The following is a 23,759-nucleotide window of genomic DNA, read 5'->3' as shown; positions in this document are numbered from 1 at the left end:
AGCATGAGGCGCTGTGTGGGCGCCTCAGCAAAAAGCACATCCCAAGAGCTATCCCCTCGAGAAGCTATCTCCTCGGACGGGTGAAGAGACTGACGGCCCAGGTCAGCAACACGCCGGCCGGCACCCCAAACACCGCCGCCGACACCGGCTGAATGCCAAACCACAAGCCATCGGCCAGCAGCACATGCGGCAGCCAGGCCTGCACCAAAGGCGCATGCGAGAGCATGTAGTACAGCGTCACCGCCAACCCGCCCAGCATGCCGGCCAACGCGCCCTGGCGGGTGGTGCCGCGCCAGAAGATGCCCATCACCATCACCGGCACAAAGGCCGAGGCGGCCAGCGAGAACGAGGCCGTGACCATGGGCAGGATGTCCGAGGAGCGCCGCCCGGCCACAAAGGCTGCGGCCAGCGCCACGGCCAGCAGCGCGAACTTGGACAAAATCACCCGCTGCTCCGGCGTCACCCGGCCAGGGCGGGCATGAAAGTACAGGTCCCGCACCAGGGCATTGCTGATGGCCAGCAGCAGGCCATCGGCCGTGGACAGCGCGGCCGCCAGCCCACCGGCCGCCACCAGGCCCGAGACCACAAAGGGCAGGCCCGCAATCTCGGGCGTGGCCAGCATGATCAGATCGGCGCCCAGGCGGATTTCACCAAACTGCACCCGGCCATCGCCATTCATGTCCTCCACCGACAACAGGGCCGGGTCCACCCTGGCCCACTGGCCCATCCAGTTGGGCAGCTCGTCAAAGCGCACCCCCACCAGGTTGTTCAGCACCTCGTACTTCACCAGGGCCGCCAGGGCCGGCGCCGTCAGGTACAGCAGGCCGATGAAGAACAGCGTCCAGGCCACCGAGGTGCGCGCCCCCGACACCGAAGGCGCCGTGTAATAGCGCGTGAGCAGATGCGGCAGCCCGGCCGTGCCCACCATCAGGCAGAACATCAGTGCCAGAAAATTGATGCGGGCATCCCGGTACTCGGCCTGCTGGGCCGGCGTGCCGTCCGGGTCGCCCGCAAAGGGCTGGCTGTGGTGCGGCAGCCCTCCCATGGGTTTGGAGCGCTCCAGGCTCTCTGCCATTTCATGCTGCCAGCGCAGCCTGGCCGCATCGGCATCACGCGGCAGATCGGCATATTCACGGCTGGCCGTCACCAGCTGGCCCACATCGCCGCCCTCGGTGCGCAGGCTGCGGATATGTTCGGCCAGCGCCATGCGCTCCTGCTCCAGCGACTGGGGCAGCATATTCAGCTTGTACTGGATGATTTCGGCGCGGTGGCGGTAGGCGTCCTGCACCTCCTGCTCGGCCACGGAATCCAGCAAGCCCTCTTCCAGGCTGGCAATCTTGGTCAGCTGCCCGCCATAGGCCATGGCCGCCACGGGGTTTCCCAGCTGCTTGTAAGCCAGCCAGGAGACGGGGATCAAAAAGGCCAGCAGGATCACCACATACTGGGCCACCTGCGTCCAGGTGATGGCCCGCATGCCCCCCAGAAAAGAGCACAGCAGCACGCCGCCCAGGCCCAGCATGATGCCGATCTCGAACTGCACCCCCGTCAGGCGCGAGGCAATCAGGCCCACGCCATAAATCTGCGCCACCACATAGGTGAAGGAGCACATGACCGTGGCCAGCGCCGCAATGATGCGTGGCCAGCGTCCGCCAAAGCGCACCTGGAAAAAATCCGGCACGGTGTAGAGCTTCATGGCGCGCAGATAAGGCGCCACCAGCATGGCCACCAGGCAAAAGCCCCCGGTCCAGCCCAGCAGATAGGCCAGGCCGCCGGGCTGCCCCGGCGTGCCGCCAAAGCCCTGCAGATACAGCGCACCAGACAGGCTGATGAAGGAGGCGGCACTCATCCAGTCCGCCGCCGCTGCCATTCCGTTGTACATGGGCGGAATGCGCCGCCCGGCCACGTAATAGTCCTCGGGGTTGCTGGTGCGGGCGTAGACCCCAATGCCCGCATACATCATCACCGTCAGGAACAGAAAAATGGGGCCTATCCAATGGCGCGCCAGGCCTTGCTGCTCGGCCCAGACCATGGCGGCCAGAAACGCCAGCACCCCCAGCACATACAGCGCCAGCATGCGGTGCAGGCGCCAGAGGTAACGTGGGGAGGTGGGAGAGAGGGCGCTGCTGCTGGGGGCGTTACTCGGGCCGGCCATGGTGCGCCGCCTGGGCACTGCGGCGGCGCGCAGTGTCGTTGCGTTCAAACTGATCCATGGCTACACAGTAAATGACAACCAGCAGCATGAATATCAGGACTGCCCCTTGGGCGGCCATCCAGTAAGCCAGAGGCCAGCCTTGCCCCCAGGCCTGCAGATCGCGCGCAAAAAAGCAGGCCCCAAATGACACCACCACCCAGACTGTCAGCAAGACTGCTTTCAGCCAGAGGTGGTGGGTGTCGTGCAGATCGGGGGGAAACGTCACCCCGTCTGCCGCAGACGCCTCATGTGGAAGTTCAATCCGGTGCATGGGGCGTCCGCTGCCGTCGGCTGCCTTAGCCTGCCAGGCGCTGCCAGGTGGCCACCACGCTGTCAGGATTCAGCGAGATGGAGGAAATACCCTGATCGGACAGCCATTGGGCGAAGTCGGGATGATCCGACGGGCCCTGGCCGCAGATGCCCACGTACTTGTTCTGTGCGAGGCAGGCGGAGATGGAGCGCTCCAGCATCTTCTTGACGGCGGGATCGCGCTCGTCGAAGTCGGCAGCCAGCAGCTCCAGACCGGAGTCACGGTCCAGGCCCAGGGTCAGCTGGGTCAGGTCGTTGGAACCGATGGAGAAGCCGTCGAAGTACTCCAGGAACTCGTCGGCCAGGATGGCGTTGGAAGGCACTTCGCACATCATGATCAGCTGCAGGCCGTTGTCGCCGCGCTTCAGGCCGTTCTCGGCCAGCAGCTCGGTCACGCGCTTGGCCTGGCCCAGCGTGCGCACGAAAGGAATCATGATCTTGACGTTGGTCAGGCCCATGTCCTCACGCACGCGCTTGAGCGCTTCGCATTCCATGCGGAAGGCTTCGCCGAAGTCCTTGGAGATGTAGCGCGCTGCGCCACGGAAGCCCAGCATGGGGTTTTCTTCCTCGGGCTCGTAGCGGCTGCCGCCGATGAGCTTGCGGTACTCGTTGGACTTGAAGTCCGACATGCGCACGATCACGGGCTTGGGCCAGAAGGCTGCCGCAATGGTGGCCACGCCTTCGGCGACCTTGTCCACGTAGAAGGCGCGGGGCGATGCATGGCCACGGGCCACGGATTCCACGGCCTTCTTCAGGTCGGAGTCCACGGCCGGGTAGTCCAGGATGGCCTTGGGATGCACGCCGATGTTGTTGTTGATGATGAATTCCAGGCGGGCCAGACCCACGCCTTCGTTGGGCAGCTGGGCAAAGTCAAAGGCCAGCTGGGGGTTGCCCACGTTCATCATGATCTTGGTCTTGATGGCGGGCATTTCGCCGCGGGTGACTTCGGTGACTTCGGTTTCCAGCAGACCGTCGTAGATCTTGCCGGTATCGCCTTCGGCGCAGGACACGGTCACCAGGGTGCCGTCCTTGAGCAGCTCGGTGGCATCACCGCAGCCCACCACGGCAGGGATACCCAGCTCGCGCGCAATGATGGCGGCGTGGCAGGTACGGCCACCGCGGTTGGTGACGATGGCGGCGGCCTTCTTCATCACCGGCTCCCAGTTGGGGTCGGTCATGTCGGTCACCAGCACGTCGCCCGCCTGGACCTGGTCCATCTGCGAGATGTCGGACACCAGGCGCACAGGGCCGGTACCGATCTTCTGGCCAATGGCGCGGCCTTCGGCCAGCACGGGGCCGGTGCCCTTGAGCTTGTAGCGCATCTCGGCCTGGCCCTTGGCCTGGCTCTTCACGGTCTCGGGGCGCGCCTGCAGGATGTAGATCTGGCCATCCGTGCCGTCCTTGCCCCATTCAATGTCCATGGGGCGGCCATAGTGCTGCTCGATCACCAGCGCGTAATGCGCCAGCTGCTGCACTTCGGCATCGGTCAGCGAATAGCGGTTGCGCAGCTCGGGGGCCACGTCGGTGGTCTTGACCAGCTTGCCGTCGGCAGCCTTTTCCTCGGGCGTGGCAAACACCATCTGGATCAGCTTGGAGCCCAGATTGCGACGGATCAAGGCCTTCTTGCCGGCCTTGAGCATGGGCTTGTGCACATAGAACTCGTCAGGGTTGACGGCGCCCTGCACCACGGTTTCACCCAGGCCGTAGCTGGAGGTGATGAAGACCACTTCTTCAAAGCCCGATTCGGTGTCGATGGTGAACATCACACCGGCAGCGCCCAGGTCGGAACGCACCATGCGCTGCACGCCGGCGGACAGGGCCACCACGTCATGCTCAAAGCCCTTGTGCACGCGGTAGGAGATGGCGCGGTCGTTGTACAGCGAGGCAAACACTTCCTTCATCTTGTGCAGCACGTCTTCGATGCCCACCACGTTGAGGAAGGTTTCCTGCTGGCCTGCGAACGAAGCGTCGGGCAGGTCTTCGGCCGTGGCCGAGGAGCGCACGGCAAACGAGGCCTGGGCGTTGCCGCCTTGCAGCTCGATGAAGGCGGCGCGGATGGCGGCTTCCAGATCGGCCGGGAAGGGCTGGGCCTCCACCATGGTGCGGATCTCGGCGCCGACAGCGGCCAGGGCTCGAACATCGTCCACATCCAGGGCCGCCAGCTTGGCGGAGATCTTGCCGGCCAGGCCTTCGTGGGCCAGGAAGTCGCGGAAAGCGTGGGCCGTGGTGGCAAAACCTGTGGGCACGCGCACGCCCTGGGGCAGCTGGGAAATCATTTCACCCAGCGATGCGTTCTTGCCGCCGACGACTTCAACGTCGCTCATGCGCAGGTTTTCGAACGGAACGACCAGAGCGGTCGCCTCAAAACGTTCAGACATGGGAAGCTCCAAAGTTAAAAACCGGCTCATTCGCTCAGGCCTGCTCGGCAGCCCTGCAGCAAATCCCCCACATCTGGCAGCACACACTTTGCTGTTCTGGATGTTGGTGTTGTGCGAACGTGGGGGTGAAATTGGGAATAATGGGCGCCATTGTAGGCTCGCCGTACAAAGTCTAGGTCGACTGCGGGCTGTTCGTTTTTTTGACATTGGGCACTGCCATGCATACGCGCACCGTTTTTGTCGTCTCGGACGGCACAGGTATTACCGCCGAGACCTTTGGCTCGGCCTTGATGACCCAGTTCAACGTCAAGCCCCGCCTGGTGCGCATTCCCTTTGTGGACTCGGCGGACAAGGCCCACCAGGCCGTGCGCCAGATCAACCACGCCGGTGATGTGGAGGGCAAAAAGCCCATCGTCTTCACCACCGTGGTGCACCCCGAAGTCCAGCAAATCATCAAAAACGGCTGCAAAGGCATGCTGCTGGACATGTTCGGCACCTTTGTGCAGCCGCTGGAAGACGAGCTGGGCGAAAAATCCATGCACCGTGTGGGGCGCTTTTCGGACGTCAGCCACAGCAAGGAATACTTCGACCGCATGGAGGCCATCAACTACACCCTGGCCCATGACGACGGCCAGAGCAACCGCGACCTGGCCGGCGCCGATGTGATCCTGGTGGGCGTGAGCCGCTCGGGCAAGACCCCGACCAGCCTGTACCTGGCCATGCAGTTCGGCCTGAAAGTGGGCAACTACCCCTTGATTCCCGAGGACTTTGACCGTCGCCAGCTGCCCCCGGCGCTGGAGCCGCTGCGCAAAAAACTGTTTGGCCTGACGATTGACCCCAGCCGTTTGTCGTCCATCCGCAACGAACGCCGCCCGGACTCCAAATACGCCAGCCTGGAAAACTGCCGCCATGAAGTGGCCGAGGCCGAGGCCATGATGCGCCGCAGCAGCATCAAGTGGCTGTCGACCACCACCAAGTCCATCGAAGAGATCGCCACCACCATCTTGCAGGAAGTGCTGCCCGAGCGCCTGGGCCATTACTGAGAGCGTGTTCACGATCTCCTCGCGACGCGCCAGTGTCTTTGCGGGATGGGATACAAGGCGCGATACCGCAGCAATAGCCGCGCTATTGCGAGGATTCGCAACACCGTAGACCGCCCGCAAAGCCACTGGCCCTTCGGGTTGGAGCGAAATCGGGCTATTTTCTAGCGCTGAAGCACAGCTTGCACACGGGTGCAAGCTGCGCCTCATCACTTCGAACTCATCCCGATTGCGCTTCAACGCGCCTGCGTAGAGATCGTGAACACGCTCTGAGCCCGGCGGACCACGCGCTCGCCAGCGACAGCCTCCCGGTTTGCCGTGAGGCTGTCTTGCTTTCCAAGCGCTGCCAACGGGATCTGCAGCTTTGGCTGCAGGGGCAGCACTTCGAGCAGATAGTCCACCAGCGCCCTCACCTTGGCCGGCACATATTGCCGGTCGCGAAAGCAGGCAAAAAAGTCCAGCGTCTCTTCCACGAACTGCAGGGCCTGGCCCGCGCCATAGGCCTGCACCGGCGGCATGGGAGGCATGGGCAAATGCACCAGGCGCCCCTGGCGCACCTGCTCGTGCACCAGAAAGAAGCCGGCCCAGATCAGGCCGCCCCCGGCCACCGCCATCTCCACCAGCGCGTCGATGTCGTTGGCAATGGCGGCAATGCACAGTTGCGGCTCCACACGCCGGCCTTCGCTGTAAAACGGCCAGCGCATGATGCGCCCATCCATCTCGCGCCGGTACAGCAGGCAGCGGTGCTGCAGCAAGTCCTCGGCCGTGCGCGGCCAGCCATGGGCCTGCAGATAGGCCGGAGCGGCATACAACCTGCGCGGCACCTCCACCAGGGGGCGCACGGCCATGCCCGGCTCCAGCACATCGCGGTAGCGCACGCTGATGTCCACATCCTCCTTGAGCACATCCACCTGCCGGTCCACATTCAGCAGTTCCAGCGACAGCTTGGGATGGCGCGCGGCAAAGGCCGGCAGCAACGGCGCCAGTACATGGCGGCCAAAAGCGGCCATACAGGCAATGCGCAGCCGGCCCTGCAGCTCGCCATGCAGCTGCGACAGATCGGACTGGGCTTTTTCCAGCTCACCCAGCACCGGCGCCACCCGCGCCAGATAGCGCTCGCCGGCCTCGGTCAGTGCCATGGAGCGCGTGGTGCGGGTGATCAAGCGTGTGCCCAGCTCGCGCTCCAGCCGCGCGATGTTCTGGCTGGCCGCCGCCGGCGTGATGCCCAGCTGGCGCGCTGCCGAGGCGATGGAGCCTCCCTCCAGGGCTTTGACAAAGGTTTCGATGGCGCGCAGATTCGGCATATCCAATAACTGATGGAGCGATCAATTCGTAAATTTAACTTACGAGTCTAGCAAGCTGCGCTGCGCTACCGCTGCGAGCAGCTGCTGCGTACAGTCTGCCCATTCGACCGTAGCGCCCCGCCCGGCACAACAAGCAACACACACCATGACACGTACATCCACCCCCTCTTCCCAGCCCGCTGCGGCACGCACCCGCCGCAAACTGCCCCGCCCCTACGCCCCCGTGGTGTTTGCCTTCTATATGTCGGCCATCATGGCCCTGCTGATGTGTGCGGCCATCGTCGGCATCAACAGCGGCTTCAGCAACGGCTATCTGCTGCGCGTGCTGGGCGCCTATGTGTTCGCCATGCCCATTGCCTTTGCCTGCGTGATGCTGGTGCGCCCCCTGGTCACACGCTTGGTGGCGGCCACCGTGGATATCTGATGGCCTGCATGGCTGGTAGCACCTAGATAAAAAGAGAGCATCCTGCGTAGGATGCTCTTGGTTTTCACGGACAAATAGCCTGATTAGATACTTGTCTCAGGCACTGTTGTGAAGTGATGTTCCGAAGCCGGGAGTTCGCCCCGGCGGGCGAGCTCCTTTCTTGCTCGTGCAAGAAAGGAGCCAAAGAACACGCCCCTGCTATCCCCGTCCCCAGCGCTGTCGCGCCAGGGCAACCTGCGTCACCCAACACACCGGGCCTGCCGCGGAACTCGCTTTGCGCTTTCAGCGCTCCGCTCGAACAGCCGCGGCAAGTCAGTTGACGAAGCATGACTGTCCTTCGGCAGCCATGCGGCCCTGTGTGCTGTGCGCCGCAGGCGTGTATGGGGACAACCGCAGCGCCAGCAGTGTGACGAAGCCCCGGGCATTGAGGGTTTAGAGATAAGGTTCGCCTACAGCGCAGTCCACGCAGGACAGGTATTCGGCTCCCGCCTTCCCCCTTTTGCCCATGGCTCGGCGCGCAGAGCCCGGGGCGGGCAGCTGTGCCGCAGGACACAGCTGCTTCGTGAACTGACTCGCCGCGGTTGTTTGAGTGAAGCGGCTATGCCGCGCAGCGAGTTCTGCGGCGCCGCCCTGGGATGGAGCACCGAACTTGCCCGCAGCGAAGCGCAGGGACATGGGCAGCAGGGGCGGTTTCTTTTGCTTCGTTTTCTTGAGCGTTCAAGAAAATGAAGTCGCCTGCCGGGGCGAGTCCCGGTCTCGGAATGTCATGTGCAAACAGCAGCACAATTCGTCGTGACGCTTCATCTGAGGTATGTGGCTAATCAGGACAAATAGCTTTCAAACCATGTGCAGGCCTGCACAGCACGCTCTCAAAAAATCAAGCGTGTGGGTAGGAGCTCAGCCATGCACACGGTATACCCGCCCGGTCTGCACCCCTTCCACGCTGCGCCGGTAGGCCAGAGCCAGACATGGGGTAGCAACTCAACCCACTCAGTCCGGCTTGGCGGCCTGCTGCGACTTTTCTGCGGCCTCGGCTTCTTCTGCCTCCTGCCGCTCCCTGGCCATTTGCTCCACCAGTTGCTCACGCCCCTGCTTGGCCACGGCAATCAGCTGGGCGCGGTCTTTATGGTGGGGGTACATGCGCTCGGCCAGCTCCAGGTTGTGGGCACGAAAGCGCTCTGTCATGCGTTCGGCCTGCTCGAGGCTTTGGCCCGCCAGTTCCAGCACGCTGCGTGCCGACAGCAGACTGGACTCGAAGACCTCGCGCTCCGCATGCTGCACACCCAGATCGCGCAGCTGGTACCAATGGTTCATATCGCGCGCCCGGGCCACGATCTGCAGCTGGGGGAAATGCTTGCGCGCCAGCGTGGCGATCTTGATGGACTGCTCGGCCGAGTCCACGGCAATCACCAAAATTTTCGCCTTTTCGGCGCCGGCAATGCGCAGCAGGTCCATGCGTGTGGCATCGCCAAAGAACACCCGGTAGCCAAAGGTGTGGGCCACCTCCAGCATTTCCACGCTGTGGTCCAGGATGGTGGAGGGAATGCCCTGGGCCAGCAGCACGCGGGCCACGATCTGTCCATAGCGACCAAAGCCGGCAATGATGATTTGCGCATCCTGGGGCTCGGCAATCTCCTCGGCCTGGGGCTCTTCGATCTCGCAGACGCTCCGCCCCAGCAGCAGCTTGTCCAGCAGCACCAGCAGCAAAGGGCCCAGCAGCATGGACAGAGCCACAGCCGCCACGAGCATGGACGAGACGCTGCGCTCGAACACCTGGTACTGGGCCGCGTTCTGGAACACCACAAAGGCAAATTCCCCGCCCTGCGCCAGCAGCAGCGTGAACACCGGACGCTCACGCCAGGGCAGTTGCATGCGGCGCGCCAGCAGCCACAGCACGGCGGCCTTGAGCGCCAGAAAGCCCAGCACCAGAGCGGCCATGGTCCAGGGGGCCAGCAGCAGCACGCCGAAGTCGATGCTCATGCCCACGGCCATGAAGAACAGGCCCAGCAGCAAGCCCTTGAAGGGCTCGATATTGGTTTCCAGCTCGCTGCGGTATTCGCTGTCGGCCAGCAGCACGCCGGCCAAAAAGGCGCCCAGGGCCATGGACAGGCCCAGTTGCACCATCAGCATGGCCATGCCGATCACCAGCAGCAGCGAGGCGGCGGTAAAAATCTCTGTGGTGCGGCTGCGCGCAATCCAGCGCAGCAATGGGCGCAACAGCCAGCGTCCGCCCAGGCCCACCAGGGCCAGCGTGCCCACGGTCTTGGCAATTTGCAGCCACAGCAGATGCTCGCCCTGCGCAGCCTCGGCGGCCTTGGCCGCACCCAGAATCGGAATCAAGGCCAGGATGGGAATGGCCGCCACGTCCTGGAACAGCAGTATCGAAAAACTGGCCTGGCCGCTGGGCGTGCGCATCAGATTACGCTCGCCCAACACCTGCAGGCTGATGGCTGTGGACGACAGCGCCAGACCCAGGGCCGCAATCAGGCTGGTGCGCCAGGAAAAGCCCAGGGCCCAGCCGGCCGCAAACAAAATGCCCGTGCAAACCAGCATCTGCGCCATGCCCCAGCCCAGAATCGGCCTGCGCATCTCCCACAGCCGTTGGGGTTGCAGCTCCAGGCCGATGACGAACAGCATCAGCACCACGCCAAATTCGGCAAAGTGCAGGATGTCGTCCACATTGCTGACCAGGCCCAGGCCCCAGGGCCCCATGGCAATGCCAGCCCCCAGGTAGCCAATGATGGCGCCCAGGCCCAGGGCCCGTGCAAGGGGTACGGCCAGCACCGCAGCGCTGAGGTAGACAAAGCCGTAGCTCAGCCAGATGGGGGCTTGGTGTTCCATAGGGGCTCAAAAGTCGCGGGCAGCTGCACATTTTGAGGGCTTTTTGGCGCAACCCGGCGGGCTGCAGACGGTCGTCTCATGGCCGCATCCAAATCAGGAGCACCAACTGCTTATGGGGCAAAGGCTGGCCCAGTGCTCCCTCTCAGCCAACGCCTGCCAGCATCGCCCCGGGCAAGCTGCCCTGGTTTTTTACCGGGCGGGAATGGCCAGCCACTCTTGCGCAGGGGCGTCGCCAGCGGGGCGCTGGATCCAGATCAGGCGCATGCGTGCCTGCACCTCGGGTGTGGCCCAGGCTGGAGGCGGGCGGCGGTGCGGGGTTGCTGCATGCCCTTCCACGTCGAAAGCCAGATCTTGCTTGACGTTGGCCAGCGCAAACTCAATCAGCTTCTTGCTGGCCTGGTCGGTGATGAGGTGGTTGGTGCTGTTGTAGGCCGCTGCGCGGCCGGTTTCGGGGTCCAGCAGCAGGGTGTAAGGCAGTTTGGCCTTTTGGTCGGAGGAGAAGGTTTCCATGTTGTGCTGCGCTTGCGCGCCTGTAGTGGTCGAGTTCGGTATGAAGCTCGCTGACAAGGATTCTCCTCTGATTGGCTCTCCCCCTGGGCCAAGGCGCTGCACAAGCCTCAAAAACCTGGGTGCACACCGCCTCTGCGGCAGCGGCGCCCCCAGCTTCAAACAGTGCCATCCGACTGTCGCTGCGGGCTACAGCAGGCACCGGCAATGAATTGCGGTGTGCCGTCGCTGGCGGCCGAAAACTCGCCCTGCATGCGCCACACGCGGGCAATGGTGGCCAGGGTCAGCACCTGCTGCACAGCTCCCCATTGCGCGGCGGCACCCTGGCCGGGCAGCAGCAGCACATCGTCGGCATAGCGCAGCGCCAGGTTCAGGTCATGCAACACCACCACCACGCCCAGGCCGTCCTGGCGGCTCCGCGCACGCACCAGGGCCATGGCCTGGTGCTGGTGCTGCAGGTCTAGCGCGGCCGTGGGCTCGTCCAGCAGCAGCCAGCGGCTGCCGCCCACATCGCCTTCAGGGCCGGCTACCCCATGGATTTGCGCCAACGCCCGCGCCAGCTGCACCCGGGCACGTTCACCGCCGGACAAAGAAGCCATCTCGCGCTGGGCCAGGGCCGCCACGCCCGTGGCCTGCAGGCAGTGCTGCACGATGGCAGCCTCATCCGGCGCCGGGGCCTGGCGGTGCGGGTAGCGCCCCATATCCACCACGTCCTGCACGGTGAAGGCAAAGGCCAGCTGCGTGTCCTGGTGCATTACCGCCATGCGGCGGGCGCGCTGGGTGGACGGCTGCCGTGCCAGCGGCTGGCCATCCCACAGCAGCAGACCTTGGCGCGCCGGCTGCTGGCCGCACAGCGCGGCCAGCAGAGTGGATTTGCCCGCTCCGTTGGGGCCCAGAATCGCCGTCACCCGCCCCGGGCGCAGCCTGGCATCCACCTGGGCCAGCAGCGGCCCACGCCGCTGCGCCGCAATCTGCAGGCCCTGGCAATGCAGGCCGCCGTGCGCACCCCGGGCTGGTTCCAGGCCTTGCAGCATGGCGGCCTCTTCCTCGGTCAAAGCATTCACAGCCCACTCCTGAACTGCCGCAGCATCCACAAAAACAGGGGCACACCAACAAAGGCCGTCAGCACGCCCAGGGGCATTTCGGCCGGCTGCACCACGGTACGCGCCAGGGCGTCGGCCCCGACCACCAGGGCCGCGCCCAGCAGGGCCGAGCCCGGCAGCACCACACGGTGGTCAGGCCCCGCAATCAGGCGCACACCATGGGGGGCCACCAGGCCGATGAAACCGATGATGCCGGTGGCCGAGGTCACGGCGCCCACGGCCAGGGCCGTGACCACCACGATCAGGCGTTTGCTGCGCTCCACCGGCACGCCCAGCAACTGGGCCTGGGCCTCGCCCAGGGCCAGCGCATTCAGCGGCCGGGCCAGGCGCCGCGCCGCCAGCGCACACAGCAGCACCACAGCGCCCACCAACAGCACCGAAGGCCAGTGCGACTGGCCCAGGCTGCCCATCAGCCACAGCTGCAGATTGCGCAACTGCTCGTCGCTGGACACATAGCTCAGATAACCCAGGCCGGCGGCGGCCAGTGCATTGATGGCAATACCGGCCAGCAGCATCAAGCCCACACGGGTGCCGCCCTGGGTCTGGGCCAGCAGATAGATCATCACGGTCACCCCCATGCCGCCTCCAAAGGCCGCCAGCGCCAGCACCCAGCTGCCCAGGCCCAGCTTCATGCCCGGCAACCAGGTCTGGCCCAGCACGATGGTGAAGGCCGCCGCCAGTGCCGCACCGCTGCTGACACCAATCAGCCCCGGATCGGCCAGCGGGTTGCGAAACAGTCCCTGCATCAGCGCGCCGGCCAGACCCAGCCCTGCGCCCGCCGCCACACCCAGCATCAGCCGTGGCAGGCGGATATGCAAAAACACCAGCGCCTGCGTGGCCTGGCCGCCCTGCCCCTCCTGCCCGGTCAGCCACTGGCCCAGCATGCGCAGCAGCTGGCCCGGGGCAATGGCGTAAGCACCTTGGGCACTGGCCCATAGCAGGGTCAGCACGGCTAGCAGCGCCAAGCCGGCCAGCGCTGCAGCCGGCGCCAAACGCCCACTGGGCAAGCGCCATGCGGCCCTCGCCGGCGGGGTCAGGGCCTGGGTCATGCCACCACCTGTTGCAGCAATTGCGTGTGCAGTTGGCGCACGGCCGAAGGCAGGCGCGGGCCAAAGCCCATCAGGTGGTTGGCCTCCATGGCCACTAGGGCACGCCTGGCGTGGGCCGGGGTCAAGGCCAGCTCGGGCCGCTTCCAGAAGGCCTGCTCGCCGCCCATGGCTTCCAGGCCCTGGGTGGTGGTCACCAGCACCTGGGGGGCTACGGCAGCCATGGCCTCGGCCGCCAGCGGCCGGTAGCCCGCGAACTGCTGCACCACATTCTGTGCACCTGCCATCTGCAGCAGGGCATGGGCCGCCGTGCCCGTGCCAGCCACCATGGGCGTGCCGCTGTGCGCCAGGATGAACAGTGCACGGGGCTGCGTGCGGGCCCGTACCACCTCGGCCTGCGTGGCCTGCCATTGCTGCTGCAGCTGCAAGGCCAGGGCCTCGGCCGCCGCCTGCCTGCCGGTGGCGCGACCGGCCATGCGCAGCTTGGCCAGCACCTCGGCCCAGTCATGGGTAGCAGCCACCACCTCCACTTGCACACCGGCAGCGCGCAGCTGATCCAGCACCGTGGCCGGGCCGGATTCACCGGCCCCAATCACGACACCGGGCCGGAGCGACAGCACCCCTTCGGCCGAGAGCTGGCGCAGATAACCCACCTTGGGTGTACGCGCCGCAGCGTCGGGGTAAAGGCTGGTGGTGTCCGTGGCCACCAGCATGTGCTCAGCGCCCAGGGCATAGACCGCCTCGGTCACCGCACCGCCCAAACTGATGATGCGGCGTGCTGCCACGGCTCCTGCAGCTTCTTTTTTGGAAGCAGCCGCCTGGCCCCAGCCCGCGCCCGTCCATGCCAGGGCCGTGCCCGCCACCAGCCGCTGCAGTGCGGCTCTGCGTTTCAAGTTCAATTTCTTCATCTCCCTATTCCATGACGCTGCGCCGTGCGGGCCGCCCCCTCACCCCTGCCCTCTCCCCCCAAGGGGCGAGGGAGAAAAACCTGGGGGCGCTTCATTGCAAGCTCTCAGCCAAATCGCGCCACTGCGGCAGCTCGGGCTGGCCGGGTTTGCGCACGCCAAAGAACATGGCCACCACCTCGCCCGTGTCGTCAAACACCTCCACCGAGGTCACCACACCATCGGCCGTGGGCTTGCGCACCAGCCAGACGCTGCGCACGCGATCCGTGCGCAGGTGCAGATTGAAGCCGGGGTCCAGCACATTGATCCACTGGGCGCCCGGGGTGTCCATGGGCACGATGCGCTGCACAGGGCCGGAGTGAATCTGTATGCAGCCCTTGCTGCCGGCAAACACCATGATGGGCGTGGCCGCCTCCGCCGCACGCTGCAGCAGCGCGGTCACCACCGTGGTGGCCAGGGGCTGGCAGAACTCGCCCTGGGTCAGTCGGAAGCTTTGCTGGCGCTCGCAGCCAAACTTTTTCAGCAGGCCGAAGAATTCGTGCGTGTCCTGCATGGCGGCCCAGGCGCTGCGCAGGCCGGCCGCGTCGATGCTGGCATCGGGCGCCACGGCGGGCTGGGGTGCAGCGGGCTTGAAACCATGCTCGCCCCCCACATCGGCAAAGTGCGCCACCAGGGCCTGCCAGGCCGCCAGGTCGGTGGCGGGGCGGGCATAGACCTTGTGCACGGCCACACCGGCTGCGTCAAAAAACTGCAGGCTGTGGGCGGTGCTGCCGCCGCGACCGGGCTCGACAACGGCATAGCCGGCATGCCAGTGCATAAAGAACAGGCGCAGGTCGATGTCGGGATTCACGCACAGGCCTATGGGGCCTTGCTGCGTCAGATTGCGGTAGATGCCGTCTTTCTCATGCACCACGGTTTCGTTGCGGGTGAGCGCCATCACCGGGCCACAGGCTTCCAGGGCCTGCAAAACGGCCAGCCACTGCCCGCCGCGCAAGGGCGTGGCCTGCAGCGACTGATCATGTGTACCGGTGTGGGACTGAACCACGGCGCCTTCGCTCAGGCCTATGGCCTGGGCCGCATCCTTGGCGCGTCGGCCTGCGGCACGCTGGCTGGCAAAGGCGGCGCGCACGGCGGCGGCATCGCTGAAGGTGGAGAGGGTCTGGCGGTCCATGGTGGCGGTGTTCATTGCAAAGTCTCCAGGGGGGCGTGCCAAAGCACTTCGGGGGTATGGGTGGCGGCGGGGTGATCGGGCCTGGGCGCCAGGGCCGCAGTGGTGGCGGCCTCGGCCTGGCTGTGCAGCTGGCGGCGCAGGCTGTCCATATGCTGCTCGGCGTAATCTGCGGCGTAGTGGGCGGTGTAGTGGGCAGCACAGGCCATCCAGCGCGTGCGCAGACGCAGCAGCAGGGCCTGCATATCGCAGGACAGCTTGGGCCCCTGCAGGCTGTGCACCAGGGCGCCCAACTGGTCGGCCACCTTGGCGGCCATGGGCCCTTTGTGGGCCGGACAGCAGCCGTGGGCAAAGCCCGTCATCAGCGCCAGCGTGGCGGCCAGCACGGCTTCTGGCTCGGACAGCAGGTATTCCTCGTCCTGGTTGGCGGGGTGGCTCTCGGCCTGTGGGTGTGGTGTGACGTCGTGGGGCATGGGGGACTCCTGTGGCTCAGAAATGAAAACGCTGCCAGCGCTGGATGCGCGGCCACTGTCTGCTATGGTTTTAAAAGTCCATCACCAACGAAACACGCAGATTGCGCCCGGGCTGGCTATAGGCATCGATGGCTGCACGCTCGGAAGCCACGCTCACGCCGCGCACATCGGCCCAGTTCCAGTACTTGCGGTCGGTCAGATTGAACAAGCCCACATTGAGGCGCAGCCCTTTGCGCAGCGCCATCTGTGCCGTGAGGTCCAGCACGGTGAAGGAGGGGGTGAGAAAGAGCGCGCTGCTGTTCTGGGGCACATCGCCTTGTTTTTTGGTGGCCGTGTGCGTGGCGGCCAGCTCCCAGTTCCAGCGCGCGGCCTTCTGGCCCAGGCCCAGCTTGATCTGGTGTGGCGAGATGCTTTCCAGCCCCTGACCGTCTTCGCCCGTTCCCTTGGTATAGCCATAGCCGCCGCGCAGCTGCCAGGCGCCACCCCATGAGCGCCCGAGCTCGGTCTTGGCCTTGAGCTCTATGCCCTTGATGGTGGCGCGTGCCTGGTTGCGTGATTGCTGCAGCGTGATGACGGGGGAAGTGCCTATGGAGCCGGCATTGGCATAGCGCTCGATGAAGTTGCGGTATCGGCCATAGAAGGCATTGGCCTCCCATTGCACGGAACCTTCGGCCCCGCGCAGCCCCAGGTCGAAGTTGTTGCTGGTTTCAGCCTTGAGGTTGGGATTGGGCAGGATGTAGTAGCCGTAGTAGGGCGTGACGTTGCCAAAGAAGTTGTTCAACTCGCCCGCTGAAGGCGCACGAAAGCCGCGCGCGTAATTGGCAAACAATTGCGTGCCGCCTCCCAGGCGCCACTGCGCGCCCAGCTGGGGCAACCAGGCATCAAAGCGCTTGGAGACGGCTGTGGCGCCGGAGGCACCCATATTGATGCTGCTGGCATCGGCCTGCACATCCACGGACTCATAACGCAGGCCGGGCTTCAGGGTCAGCCGGCCCAGCTCCACGGTGTCTTGCACAAAAGCGCCCCAGCGCGTGGTCTGGGTGTCCGGGCCCTTGGGCACGGCCGTGGTCACGCCCCGGTCGGTGGACAGGCTCTGGGGCTTGCTGTCCATGCGGCTCAGGTCCAGGCCGTAATGCAGCGCATGTTTGCCCAGTTGCTTGCGCGCCTGCAAGCCGGCCTGCAGCATGCGCTCGTCATAGCTGTGCTCGCGCAGGCGCAGCCCCTGGGTGGTGGTGTCTACATTCAGCTGCTGGGTGGAGCTGCTGTCCTGCCAGGCCAGGTAGCCGGTGAGCAGATCGACCGCAGCAGAGTCCAGGCGGAAATCCGATTTGAGCGAGACGCGATTGCGCGTGCTGCCATTGCGGTCGGTGTGGCTTTTGGTGCTGCCGTTGGCAAAGTCATGCAGGTTGTTGACCCATGTGGTCTGGCTGCGCTGCTCGGCAGTGAGCACATGGCTTTGGCCGGCATGGGGTTGGAACACCAGCTTGGCCAGTGCCGAATGGCGGCGCTGGTCTTGCGGATTGGCCTCGGTGCGCGCCAGACCGGTGCCACCCACCGTGCCCATGGTTTCCGTCTCGTCGCTCCAGTCGCCATTGAGTGCAAAAAGCCATTGCAACTGCTCCGATGCCTTGCCTGCCAGCACGGCGCCGGCAGTGAGTCCCCGGCTCTCACTGCGCCAGCCCAGCAAGGCGCGCCCCGCCAAGGTCTTGCCGTTTTGCAGCAGCTCGGAGGGCATCAGCGTGCGCATATTCACCGCTCCGGCAATGCCACCGGCGGGCATGTATACCGGGGACACGCCTTTGTGCACCTCGATGGCAGACAGGGTCAGCGGGTCCACATAGTCACGGCCAAAGCTGTGGCTGCCCATAAAACTTTCGGCCTCGGGCAGTGGAATGCCGTCCACCAAGGTCTGCACCCGATTGCCCCCCAGGCCACGGATTTCAAAACCGGTATTGCCCTCGCGCCCCGTGGTGCCCGAAATACCGCTGCCGCGCGCGGGCTGGCGCGGCACTTCCACATTCACCATCTCACGCGTGGCATCGCGGATGTCCAGCACCTGCTGGCGCTCCATCTCGGCGCGGTCCAGCTGCTCGGTGGCATAAGGCGTTTGGCCGGGGTCCAGCACATCGACCGCCTGGGCCGGTGCAACCACCGTGGTCTGGGGCAGCAGGCCTTCCGCGGCACCGGCGGTGTTGCTCACGACGGAGGTGCACAGCAGCAGACAGGCAGCCGCCAGGGGATGAAGGGGGAGCGCACGGGAAGTGCTGGAATACTGGGCAGCAGCGATGGCCATACCGAAACCCTCTCTCGACAGAGATCAACAAGCGTGGTGAGCGCTGGCTTTCGGTACGTGGCCACAGGCATGGCCTGTGGCAATCGCCTTCCGGTGGCTGGCAGAGCTTGCAATTGTATGAGAATAATTCTCAATACACTCAGAAACACCGTGTAAAGAAACAGAAACAGGGGTTTACGCCGCCCTCCAATCTCTGCCTTCACTCCATTTTTGATAGCTTCTCATGCGCCATGGACCTGCACGAGAAGCTGTTTTGACCCTCAATTGCTGGAGGACGGCAGCGCCAGCTGTGCCACCAGCATCTGCGCAAAGGTCTGGGCCGCCGGGCTGCGGGAGATGCGGCCGTTCCACAGCAAGCTGGCCATGCGCAGCAGCGGCGGCTCGATGGCAATCACCTTCAGGCCATGGCCGCTTTGTGCGGCGGCGCGGTCCGGCACCACGCTGGCCAGTTGCGGGCCCCAGCGGCAGGCCTCGATCAGCGAGTGCACGGACTCCATCTCCACCCGCACCAGCGGCCGCACACCGGCCGCCTGCCAATGGCTTTCCAGCAAGCGCCGGGTGGCAAAGCGGCGCGACAGTTGCACCAGTGGCACGCCATCGAGCTGCTGCAGCGCCACGGTGTGGGCCTGGGCCAGCGGATGCTCGGGGTGGACCACCAGCTGCATGCGTTCCTCGAACAAGGGCTCGGAGGCAATGCCCTCCGCCTCGGCCGGGTGAAAGGCAATGCCCATGTCCAGGTCGCCCCCCACCAGCAGGGACTCGATCTCGGGCGCCAGCAGCTCGCGCAGCACCACATGGATTTGCGGATAGCGGGCATTGAACTGGGCCACCACGGCCGGCACCACGGTATGCAAAAAAGTGGGGATCACGCCCACGGTCAGGCGGCCGGCCTGCAGGCTGGCCAGGTCGGCCAGGGCCATGCGCCCGGCCTCCAGCTCCTGCAGCGCCCGCGCGGCGTAGTCCTTGAACACCATGCCGGCCTGGGACAGCTTCAGCCCCCGGCCCACGCGGTCGAACAGCTGCACGCCCAGGGCTTCCTCCATCTGGCGCAGCCCGTGGGACAGGGTGGACTGGGTCACATACAGCTGCTTGGCCGAGGTGGTGAGGTGCTCGGTCTGGGCAATGTCCAGAAAGTAGCGCAGCTGGCGAATTTCCATGGTTTATGGCTCCGAAAACAGGGGGTCGACTGTTCGAAATTATCGAAGCTTTGCAGCGAAATAAATCAATAGATCGCTGACAAACCCGGCCCTAAGCTTGGCTACAAGCCAACAGCCCCTCTCTTTTTCGCAGCACAAGACCGCATGTACGAAGCCTTCACCATCGACAGGATCGACGCCCGCATTCTGGACATTCCCACCATCCGCCCCCACAAGCTGTCCTTTGGCGCCATCCAGCGCCAAAGCCCGGTGATCGTGCAGCTGTGGCTGCGCAACGGCGCCACCGGTTTTGGCGAGGCCGCCACCATCGGCGGCCCATCGTGGAACGAGGAATCGCCAGAGAGCATTGCCCATGCCATCCAGCATTACCTGGCCCCGGCCGTGGTGGGCCAAAAAGCCGCCCATATCGAGCAGTTGCTGACACGCATGGACCTGGCCTGCAAGGGCAATGCCTTTGCCAAGTCGGCGGTGGAAATGGCCTTGATCGACGCCCTGGCCCGCACGCTGGACATTCCCGCCTGGCAGCTGCTGGGTGGCAAGGTACACGACAGCCTGCCCCTGGCCTGGACCCTGGCCAGCGGCGATGTGGAGCGTGACCTGCAGGAAGCCCAGCTGCGCCTGGAGCAAGGCCGCCACCGCATCTTCAAGATGAAGATAGGCGCCCGCGCCCCACAGGACGATGTGGCCCATGTCAGCCGCATTGCGCGCGGCCTACCCGCCAGCGCCACGCTGACCGTGGACGTGAACCAGGCCTGGGATGGCAACACGGCCCGCCGCTATCTGCCCCAGCTGATAGAAGCCGGCGTGACCCTGATCGAGCAGCCCGTGGCCAAGTGGAATGTGCCGGCGCTGCGCCAGCTCACGCAAACACTGCAGGGCGCACTCATCATGGCCGACGAGACCGTGTGCACCCCGCAAGACGCCATGCTGCTGGCGCGCGAGCAGGCGGCCCAGGTGTTCTCACTCAAGGTGGCCAAGCATGGCGGCCTGCTGCGCACCCGCAAGGTGGCGGCCGTGGCCGAGGCGGCCGACATTGGCTGGTATGGCGGCACCATGCTGGAGACCTCCATCGGCAGCGCCGCATCGGCCCATGTGTTTTCCACCCTGCCCGGTGCCCACCATGGCTGCGAGCTGTTCGGCCCCCAACTGCTGGTGGACGACATCGTGGAGACGCAAATGCCCATCCGCGACTTTGCGCTGCAGCTGCCCGATGGCCCGGGCTATGGCCTGACCGTATCGCTCAGCCAGCTCCAGCGCTTTGACCGCGCCAACGCCGGCAAACAGCCTCTGCAGGTGGACATGGGATCGCACCGCACCAGCTAGCACGCCTTCCCCCTTTCCAGCGTTCCAGCTTTCACGCCCCTACACTGCGGCCCTCCCCTGGGCCGGCACAGCACTTTCACCACCCACAACACCCGATTCAGGGAGACAAAAAACATGCAACGTCGTTTCGCCACCCAGGCACTCACCATCGCCGCCCTGCTGGGCTGCGCCCTGCCCGCCATAGCCCAAAACTCTGCCCAGAACCCGGCGGATAGCTGGCCCAGCCGCCCCATCAAATGGGTGGTGCCCTTCCCTCCAGGGGGCGCTATGGATGCCATTGCCCGCACCCTGGGCGATGTGGCCAGCCGCAAGTTGGGCCAACCCTTTGTGATCGAGAACAAGGCCGGCGCCGGCGGCAACATCGGTGCCGACTATGTGGCCAAACAGCCAGCCGACGGCTACACCTTGATGATCACCTCCATCGGCATGGCCACCAATGGCGCGCTGTACGGCAAGCTGTCCTATGACCCCATCAAGGATTTCGAGCCCGTCAGCCTGCTGGCCGTGGTGCCCAACATCCTGGTGGCCGGCAGCAAGCAGACCGATGTCAAAAACGTGAAGGACGTGATCGCCAAGGCCAAGGCCAACCCGGGCAAGCTCACCTACGCCTCGGCCGGCAACGGCACCTCCATCCATTTGGCCGGCGCCAACTTCACCGCCATGACCGGCGTAAACATGCTGCATGTGCCCTACCGCGGCAGCGGCCCCGCCATCACCGACCTGCTGGGTGGCCAGGTGGACTTTATGTTTGACAGCATCACCTCGGCCCGCCCGCATCTGCAGTCGGGCAAGCTGCGCGCCCTGGCCATCACCACCAAGACCCGCTCGCCTTCGCTGCCCGATGTGCCCACCGTGGCCGAAGCCGGCGTGCCGGGCTATGAGGTCTCGCCCTGGTTTGCCACCTTTATGCCGGCCGGCACACCCGCCGCCATTGTGGAAAAGCTGGGCAAGACGCTGAACGAAGCCATGAAGGACCCCGAGGTGAAGAAGCGCTTTGAATCCATTGGCGCCGAAGCCATGGGCAGCACACCCCAGCAACTGCGCACCCATTTGAAGACCGAGACCGATCGCTGGACCCATCTGATCAAGCAGGCCAATATCAAGGTGGATTGATACGCCCCGCACTCCTCGCTTCAGGCCTGCTTGCAGGCCTTTTTGCTGCGTGCTCCCAGACCAGTGCGTAGCGCTTGCGTCATCCCTCTATGCAGCGTGGCAAATGCTTCCATGTGTCCGCCAAGTGCCTGCATTTCAGCAGCGAGGTCGACTCGGTAAGCATGGCTAACAGTCGTTGACACGCCAACTCGCGGCCAACTAATGTCTGCGTCGTTCCATCCACCTCGCAAGGACGACATGCAGCCCCACTCCCGCCGAGAGTTTCTTCTGGCAGCCATTTCTGCCACCACCCTCAGCGCAGTTCCTGATCTGGCGCAGGCACAAACCTCCACCACAGCAGACCAACGCTTTGCTCTGCTGCTGGACGATTTCGCCGAGGAAGTGCTGTCGCTGGCACCGAGCAATGCCACCAGCCTGGGCCTGGACAAGGGCAAGCGCGCCGGACTCAAGTCGCGGCTGGAAGACATGTCTCCCACAGGTGATGCCAACTGGGCAAGCGCCTGCCAGTCCATGGCAAACCGCCTTGGCACCATCGCCCGCGCCACACTGAGCGGCCATGCCCAAACTCGTTACGACACCGTCGCCTATGCCATCGAACTAGGAGCCCAGGGCGCAGGTTTTTCGCTGGGCCGCGCATCTGCCGGCTTCCAGGGCATCACCATGCCCTACCCGGTCAACCAGCAAGACTGTGCGCTGACACGCATTCCGGAGTTTCTCGACGCACAGCACCAGATCGGCGATGCGGCCGATGCCGAGGCCTATCTGGCCCGCCTGGCCACCATGGCCACTATGCTGGACCAGGAGACAGCCCGTGTCGCCGACCAGGCCCGCCAGGGCATTGCGCCACCGAGTTTTGTGTGCCAAACCGCACTGGGCCAGTTGCAGGACTTTCGCAAGACCCCGGCAGCCCAACAAAAACTGCTGACCTCGATCACCGAGCGCACACAGAACATCGCCGGAGACTGGCACGCACGCGCACTGAAACTGGTGCAGACCTCGGTCTATCCGGCGCTGGAGCGCCAGATCGCCACCTTGGGCCAGGCGGCGACCAAGGCCAGCGATATCGCTGGCGTCCACCATCTCCCCGAAGGCGATGCCTACTATGAATGGGCACTGCGCCTGGGCACCTCGACCACCCACAGTCCCGAGAAAATCCATGCCATAGGCCTGGAACAGAACCTGCAGCTGCAGTCGCGCATCGACGCCCTCTTGAAAAAACGAGGCTTCACGCAAGGCAGCGTGGGCGAGCGCCTGCAGGCGCTGACCAAGAATCCCGCCAACTTCTACGCCAACGATGAGCAAGGCCGCGAGGCATTGATCGCCTACTGCAACGCGCGCGTGGCTGCCATGCGCAAGCTGATGCCACAGCTCTCCCGCCTGAACCTGCAGGCGCCGCTGCAGATCAAGCGTGTGCCCATCGACATCGAGGCCGGGGCACCACTGGGCTTTATGAACTTTGCCTCGCTGGACGGTGCGCGCCCGGCCATTTACTACATCAACCTGAAGTCGACCATGCTGTGGCCCAAATCGGAACTGGCCACGTTGACCGCGCACGAAGGCATCCCCGGCCACGCCTGGCAGGGCGCCTACCTGGCCGAACACCACGACAAGCTGCCGCTGATGGCATCGCTGATCAACTTGAACGCCTTTACCGAGGGCTGGGCCCTGTACGCAGAGCAGTTGGTCGATGAGCTTGGCCTGTATGTGGACGACCCGCTCAGCCAGATCGGCTACCTCCAGGCCCAGCAATTTCGCGCCTGCCGCCTGGTGGTGGACACCGGCATACATGCCAAAAGATGGACGCGTGAACAGGCCGTCCGCTTTCTGGTCGAGAACACCGGCCGTGGCCTTCAGGCCATGACCAGCGAGGTCGACCGCTACGCCGTGATGCCGGGCCAGGCTTGCGGCTACAAGATGGGCCACAACGACATCCTGCGCCAGCGTGCACGCGCCCAACAAGCACTGGCCGGCGAGTTCGATCTGGCCAGCTTCAACGATGCGCTGGTGCAAAGCGGCGGCGTGCCGCTCACCGTGCTGCCCAGTGTGATCGACCGCTATATCGCTCAACGCAAAAAGGCTTGAGCCCAAAAGAAAAGGACTGCCGAAGCAGTCCTGTTTGCATAGCGCCTTACGCCCATCCACCCTGCATCAGCAGGGTGATGCATCCTAGGCCAGGGCAGTGCG

The 23,759-nt window shown here is 64.9% G+C and carries 18 protein-coding genes; 5 read left to right on the top strand and 13 right to left on the bottom strand.

Annotated elements, in window-relative coordinates:
- Positions 1-64: 64 nt before the first annotated feature.
- The 3 genes from ACA027_RS06975 to ppsA all read right to left on the bottom strand — a co-directional run bounded on the left by ACA027_RS06975 (position 65) and on the right by ppsA (position 4,878).
- On the bottom strand, positions 65-2,074 hold the full coding sequence (locus tag ACA027_RS06975; RefSeq protein WP_370682530.1) for a VC_2705 family sodium/solute symporter: 2,010 nt from the start codon (positions 2,072-2,074) through the stop codon (positions 65-67).
- Positions 2,075-2,135: 61 nt separating this feature from the next.
- The gene (locus ACA027_RS06970) at positions 2,136-2,462 is read right to left on the bottom strand and encodes a DUF4212 domain-containing protein (protein ID WP_370681677.1); all 327 of its coding nucleotides are present in this window, start codon (positions 2,460-2,462) and stop codon (positions 2,136-2,138) included.
- A gap of 25 nt (positions 2,463-2,487) precedes the next feature.
- A complete protein-coding gene (gene ppsA, locus ACA027_RS06965) occupies positions 2,488-4,878 on the bottom strand; it encodes a phosphoenolpyruvate synthase (protein ID WP_370681676.1) in 2,391 nt (796 codons plus the stop codon).
- A gap of 218 nt (positions 4,879-5,096) precedes the next feature.
- Here ppsA and ACA027_RS06960 point away from each other — a divergent pair, with 218 nt between their 5' ends.
- Positions 5,097-5,921, top strand: a complete 825-nt coding sequence (locus ACA027_RS06960) for a pyruvate, water dikinase regulatory protein (RefSeq protein WP_370681675.1) — start codon at positions 5,097-5,099, stop codon at positions 5,919-5,921.
- Between the two features lie 233 nt (positions 5,922-6,154).
- On the opposite strand, the gene ACA027_RS06955 is transcribed toward ACA027_RS06960, so the two are convergent.
- Entirely contained in the window at positions 6,155-7,222 is a 1,068-nt protein-coding gene (locus ACA027_RS06955; RefSeq protein WP_370681674.1) for a LysR family transcriptional regulator, read from the bottom strand.
- A 145-nt stretch (positions 7,223-7,367) separates the two neighbouring features.
- On the opposite strand from ACA027_RS06955, the gene ACA027_RS06950 reads away from it, so the two are divergent.
- Positions 7,368-7,646, top strand: a complete 279-nt coding sequence (locus ACA027_RS06950; protein ID WP_370681673.1) for a DUF2798 domain-containing protein — start codon at positions 7,368-7,370, stop codon at positions 7,644-7,646.
- A 990-nt stretch (positions 7,647-8,636) separates the two neighbouring features.
- On the opposite strand, the gene kefC is transcribed toward ACA027_RS06950, so the two are convergent.
- From kefC to ACA027_RS06905, 9 genes are all read right to left on the bottom strand, one after another.
- Positions 8,637-10,487, bottom strand: a complete 1,851-nt coding sequence (kefC, locus tag ACA027_RS06945; protein WP_370681672.1) for a glutathione-regulated potassium-efflux system protein KefC — start codon at positions 10,485-10,487, stop codon at positions 8,637-8,639.
- 189 nt (positions 10,488-10,676) lie between these two features.
- Positions 10,677-10,997 (bottom strand): hypothetical protein, encoded by a 321-nt coding sequence (locus ACA027_RS06940; protein ID WP_370681671.1) that lies wholly within the window; start codon positions 10,995-10,997, stop codon positions 10,677-10,679.
- A gap of 155 nt (positions 10,998-11,152) precedes the next feature.
- Positions 11,153-12,058, bottom strand: coding sequence for a heme ABC transporter ATP-binding protein (locus ACA027_RS06935; protein WP_370681670.1), 906 nt, complete (start codon positions 12,056-12,058; stop codon positions 11,153-11,155).
- Positions 12,055-13,146 carry a FecCD family ABC transporter permease gene (locus ACA027_RS06930; protein WP_370681669.1) on the bottom strand — a complete coding sequence of 364 codons (1,092 nt, stop codon included), beginning with the start codon at positions 13,144-13,146 and terminating at the stop codon, positions 12,055-12,057. Before ACA027_RS06930 ends, ACA027_RS06935 begins: the two co-directional genes overlap by 4 nt.
- Positions 13,143-14,051 (bottom strand): hemin ABC transporter substrate-binding protein, encoded by a 909-nt coding sequence (locus tag ACA027_RS06925; RefSeq protein WP_370681667.1) that lies wholly within the window; start codon positions 14,049-14,051, stop codon positions 13,143-13,145. Before ACA027_RS06925 ends, ACA027_RS06930 begins: the two co-directional genes overlap by 4 nt.
- A gap of 91 nt (positions 14,052-14,142) precedes the next feature.
- Positions 14,143-15,234 carry a hemin-degrading factor gene (locus tag ACA027_RS06920; protein WP_370681666.1) on the bottom strand — a complete coding sequence of 364 codons (1,092 nt, stop codon included), beginning with the start codon at positions 15,232-15,234 and terminating at the stop codon, positions 14,143-14,145.
- Positions 15,231-15,689, bottom strand: a complete 459-nt coding sequence (locus ACA027_RS06915; protein ID WP_370681665.1) for a hypothetical protein — start codon at positions 15,687-15,689, stop codon at positions 15,231-15,233. The genes ACA027_RS06920 and ACA027_RS06915 overlap by 4 nt, the downstream gene beginning before the upstream one ends.
- Positions 15,690-15,759: 70 nt before the next feature.
- Positions 15,760-17,982, bottom strand: a complete 2,223-nt coding sequence (locus ACA027_RS06910) for a TonB-dependent hemoglobin/transferrin/lactoferrin family receptor (protein ID WP_370681664.1) — start codon at positions 17,980-17,982, stop codon at positions 15,760-15,762.
- Positions 17,983-18,242: 260 nt separating this feature from the next.
- The gene (locus tag ACA027_RS06905) at positions 18,243-19,139 is read right to left on the bottom strand and encodes a LysR substrate-binding domain-containing protein (protein ID WP_370681663.1); all 897 of its coding nucleotides are present in this window, start codon (positions 19,137-19,139) and stop codon (positions 18,243-18,245) included.
- A gap of 144 nt (positions 19,140-19,283) precedes the next feature.
- On the opposite strand from ACA027_RS06905, the gene ACA027_RS06900 reads away from it, so the two are divergent.
- The 3 genes from ACA027_RS06900 (at position 19,284) to ACA027_RS06890 (ending at position 23,657) form a co-directional block, all read left to right on the top strand.
- Positions 19,284-20,462 (top strand): muconate cycloisomerase family protein, encoded by a 1,179-nt coding sequence (locus ACA027_RS06900; protein ID WP_370681662.1) that lies wholly within the window; start codon positions 19,284-19,286, stop codon positions 20,460-20,462.
- 114 nt (positions 20,463-20,576) lie between these two features.
- Positions 20,577-21,575 carry a Bug family tripartite tricarboxylate transporter substrate binding protein gene (locus tag ACA027_RS06895; RefSeq protein ID WP_370681661.1) on the top strand — a complete coding sequence of 333 codons (999 nt, stop codon included), beginning with the start codon at positions 20,577-20,579 and terminating at the stop codon, positions 21,573-21,575.
- A gap of 237 nt (positions 21,576-21,812) precedes the next feature.
- The gene (locus ACA027_RS06890; protein WP_370681660.1) at positions 21,813-23,657 is read left to right on the top strand and encodes a DUF885 family protein; all 1,845 of its coding nucleotides are present in this window, start codon (positions 21,813-21,815) and stop codon (positions 23,655-23,657) included.
- Positions 23,658-23,759 lie beyond the last annotated feature (102 nt).

The sequence above is a fragment of the Comamonas sp. GB3 AK4-5 genome (assembly GCF_041320665.1).
Taxonomy (GTDB): domain Bacteria; phylum Pseudomonadota; class Gammaproteobacteria; order Burkholderiales; family Burkholderiaceae_C; genus Comamonas.
Note: the sequence above shows the minus strand (reverse complement) of the source record. Positions and strands in the feature narration are given on the sequence as shown.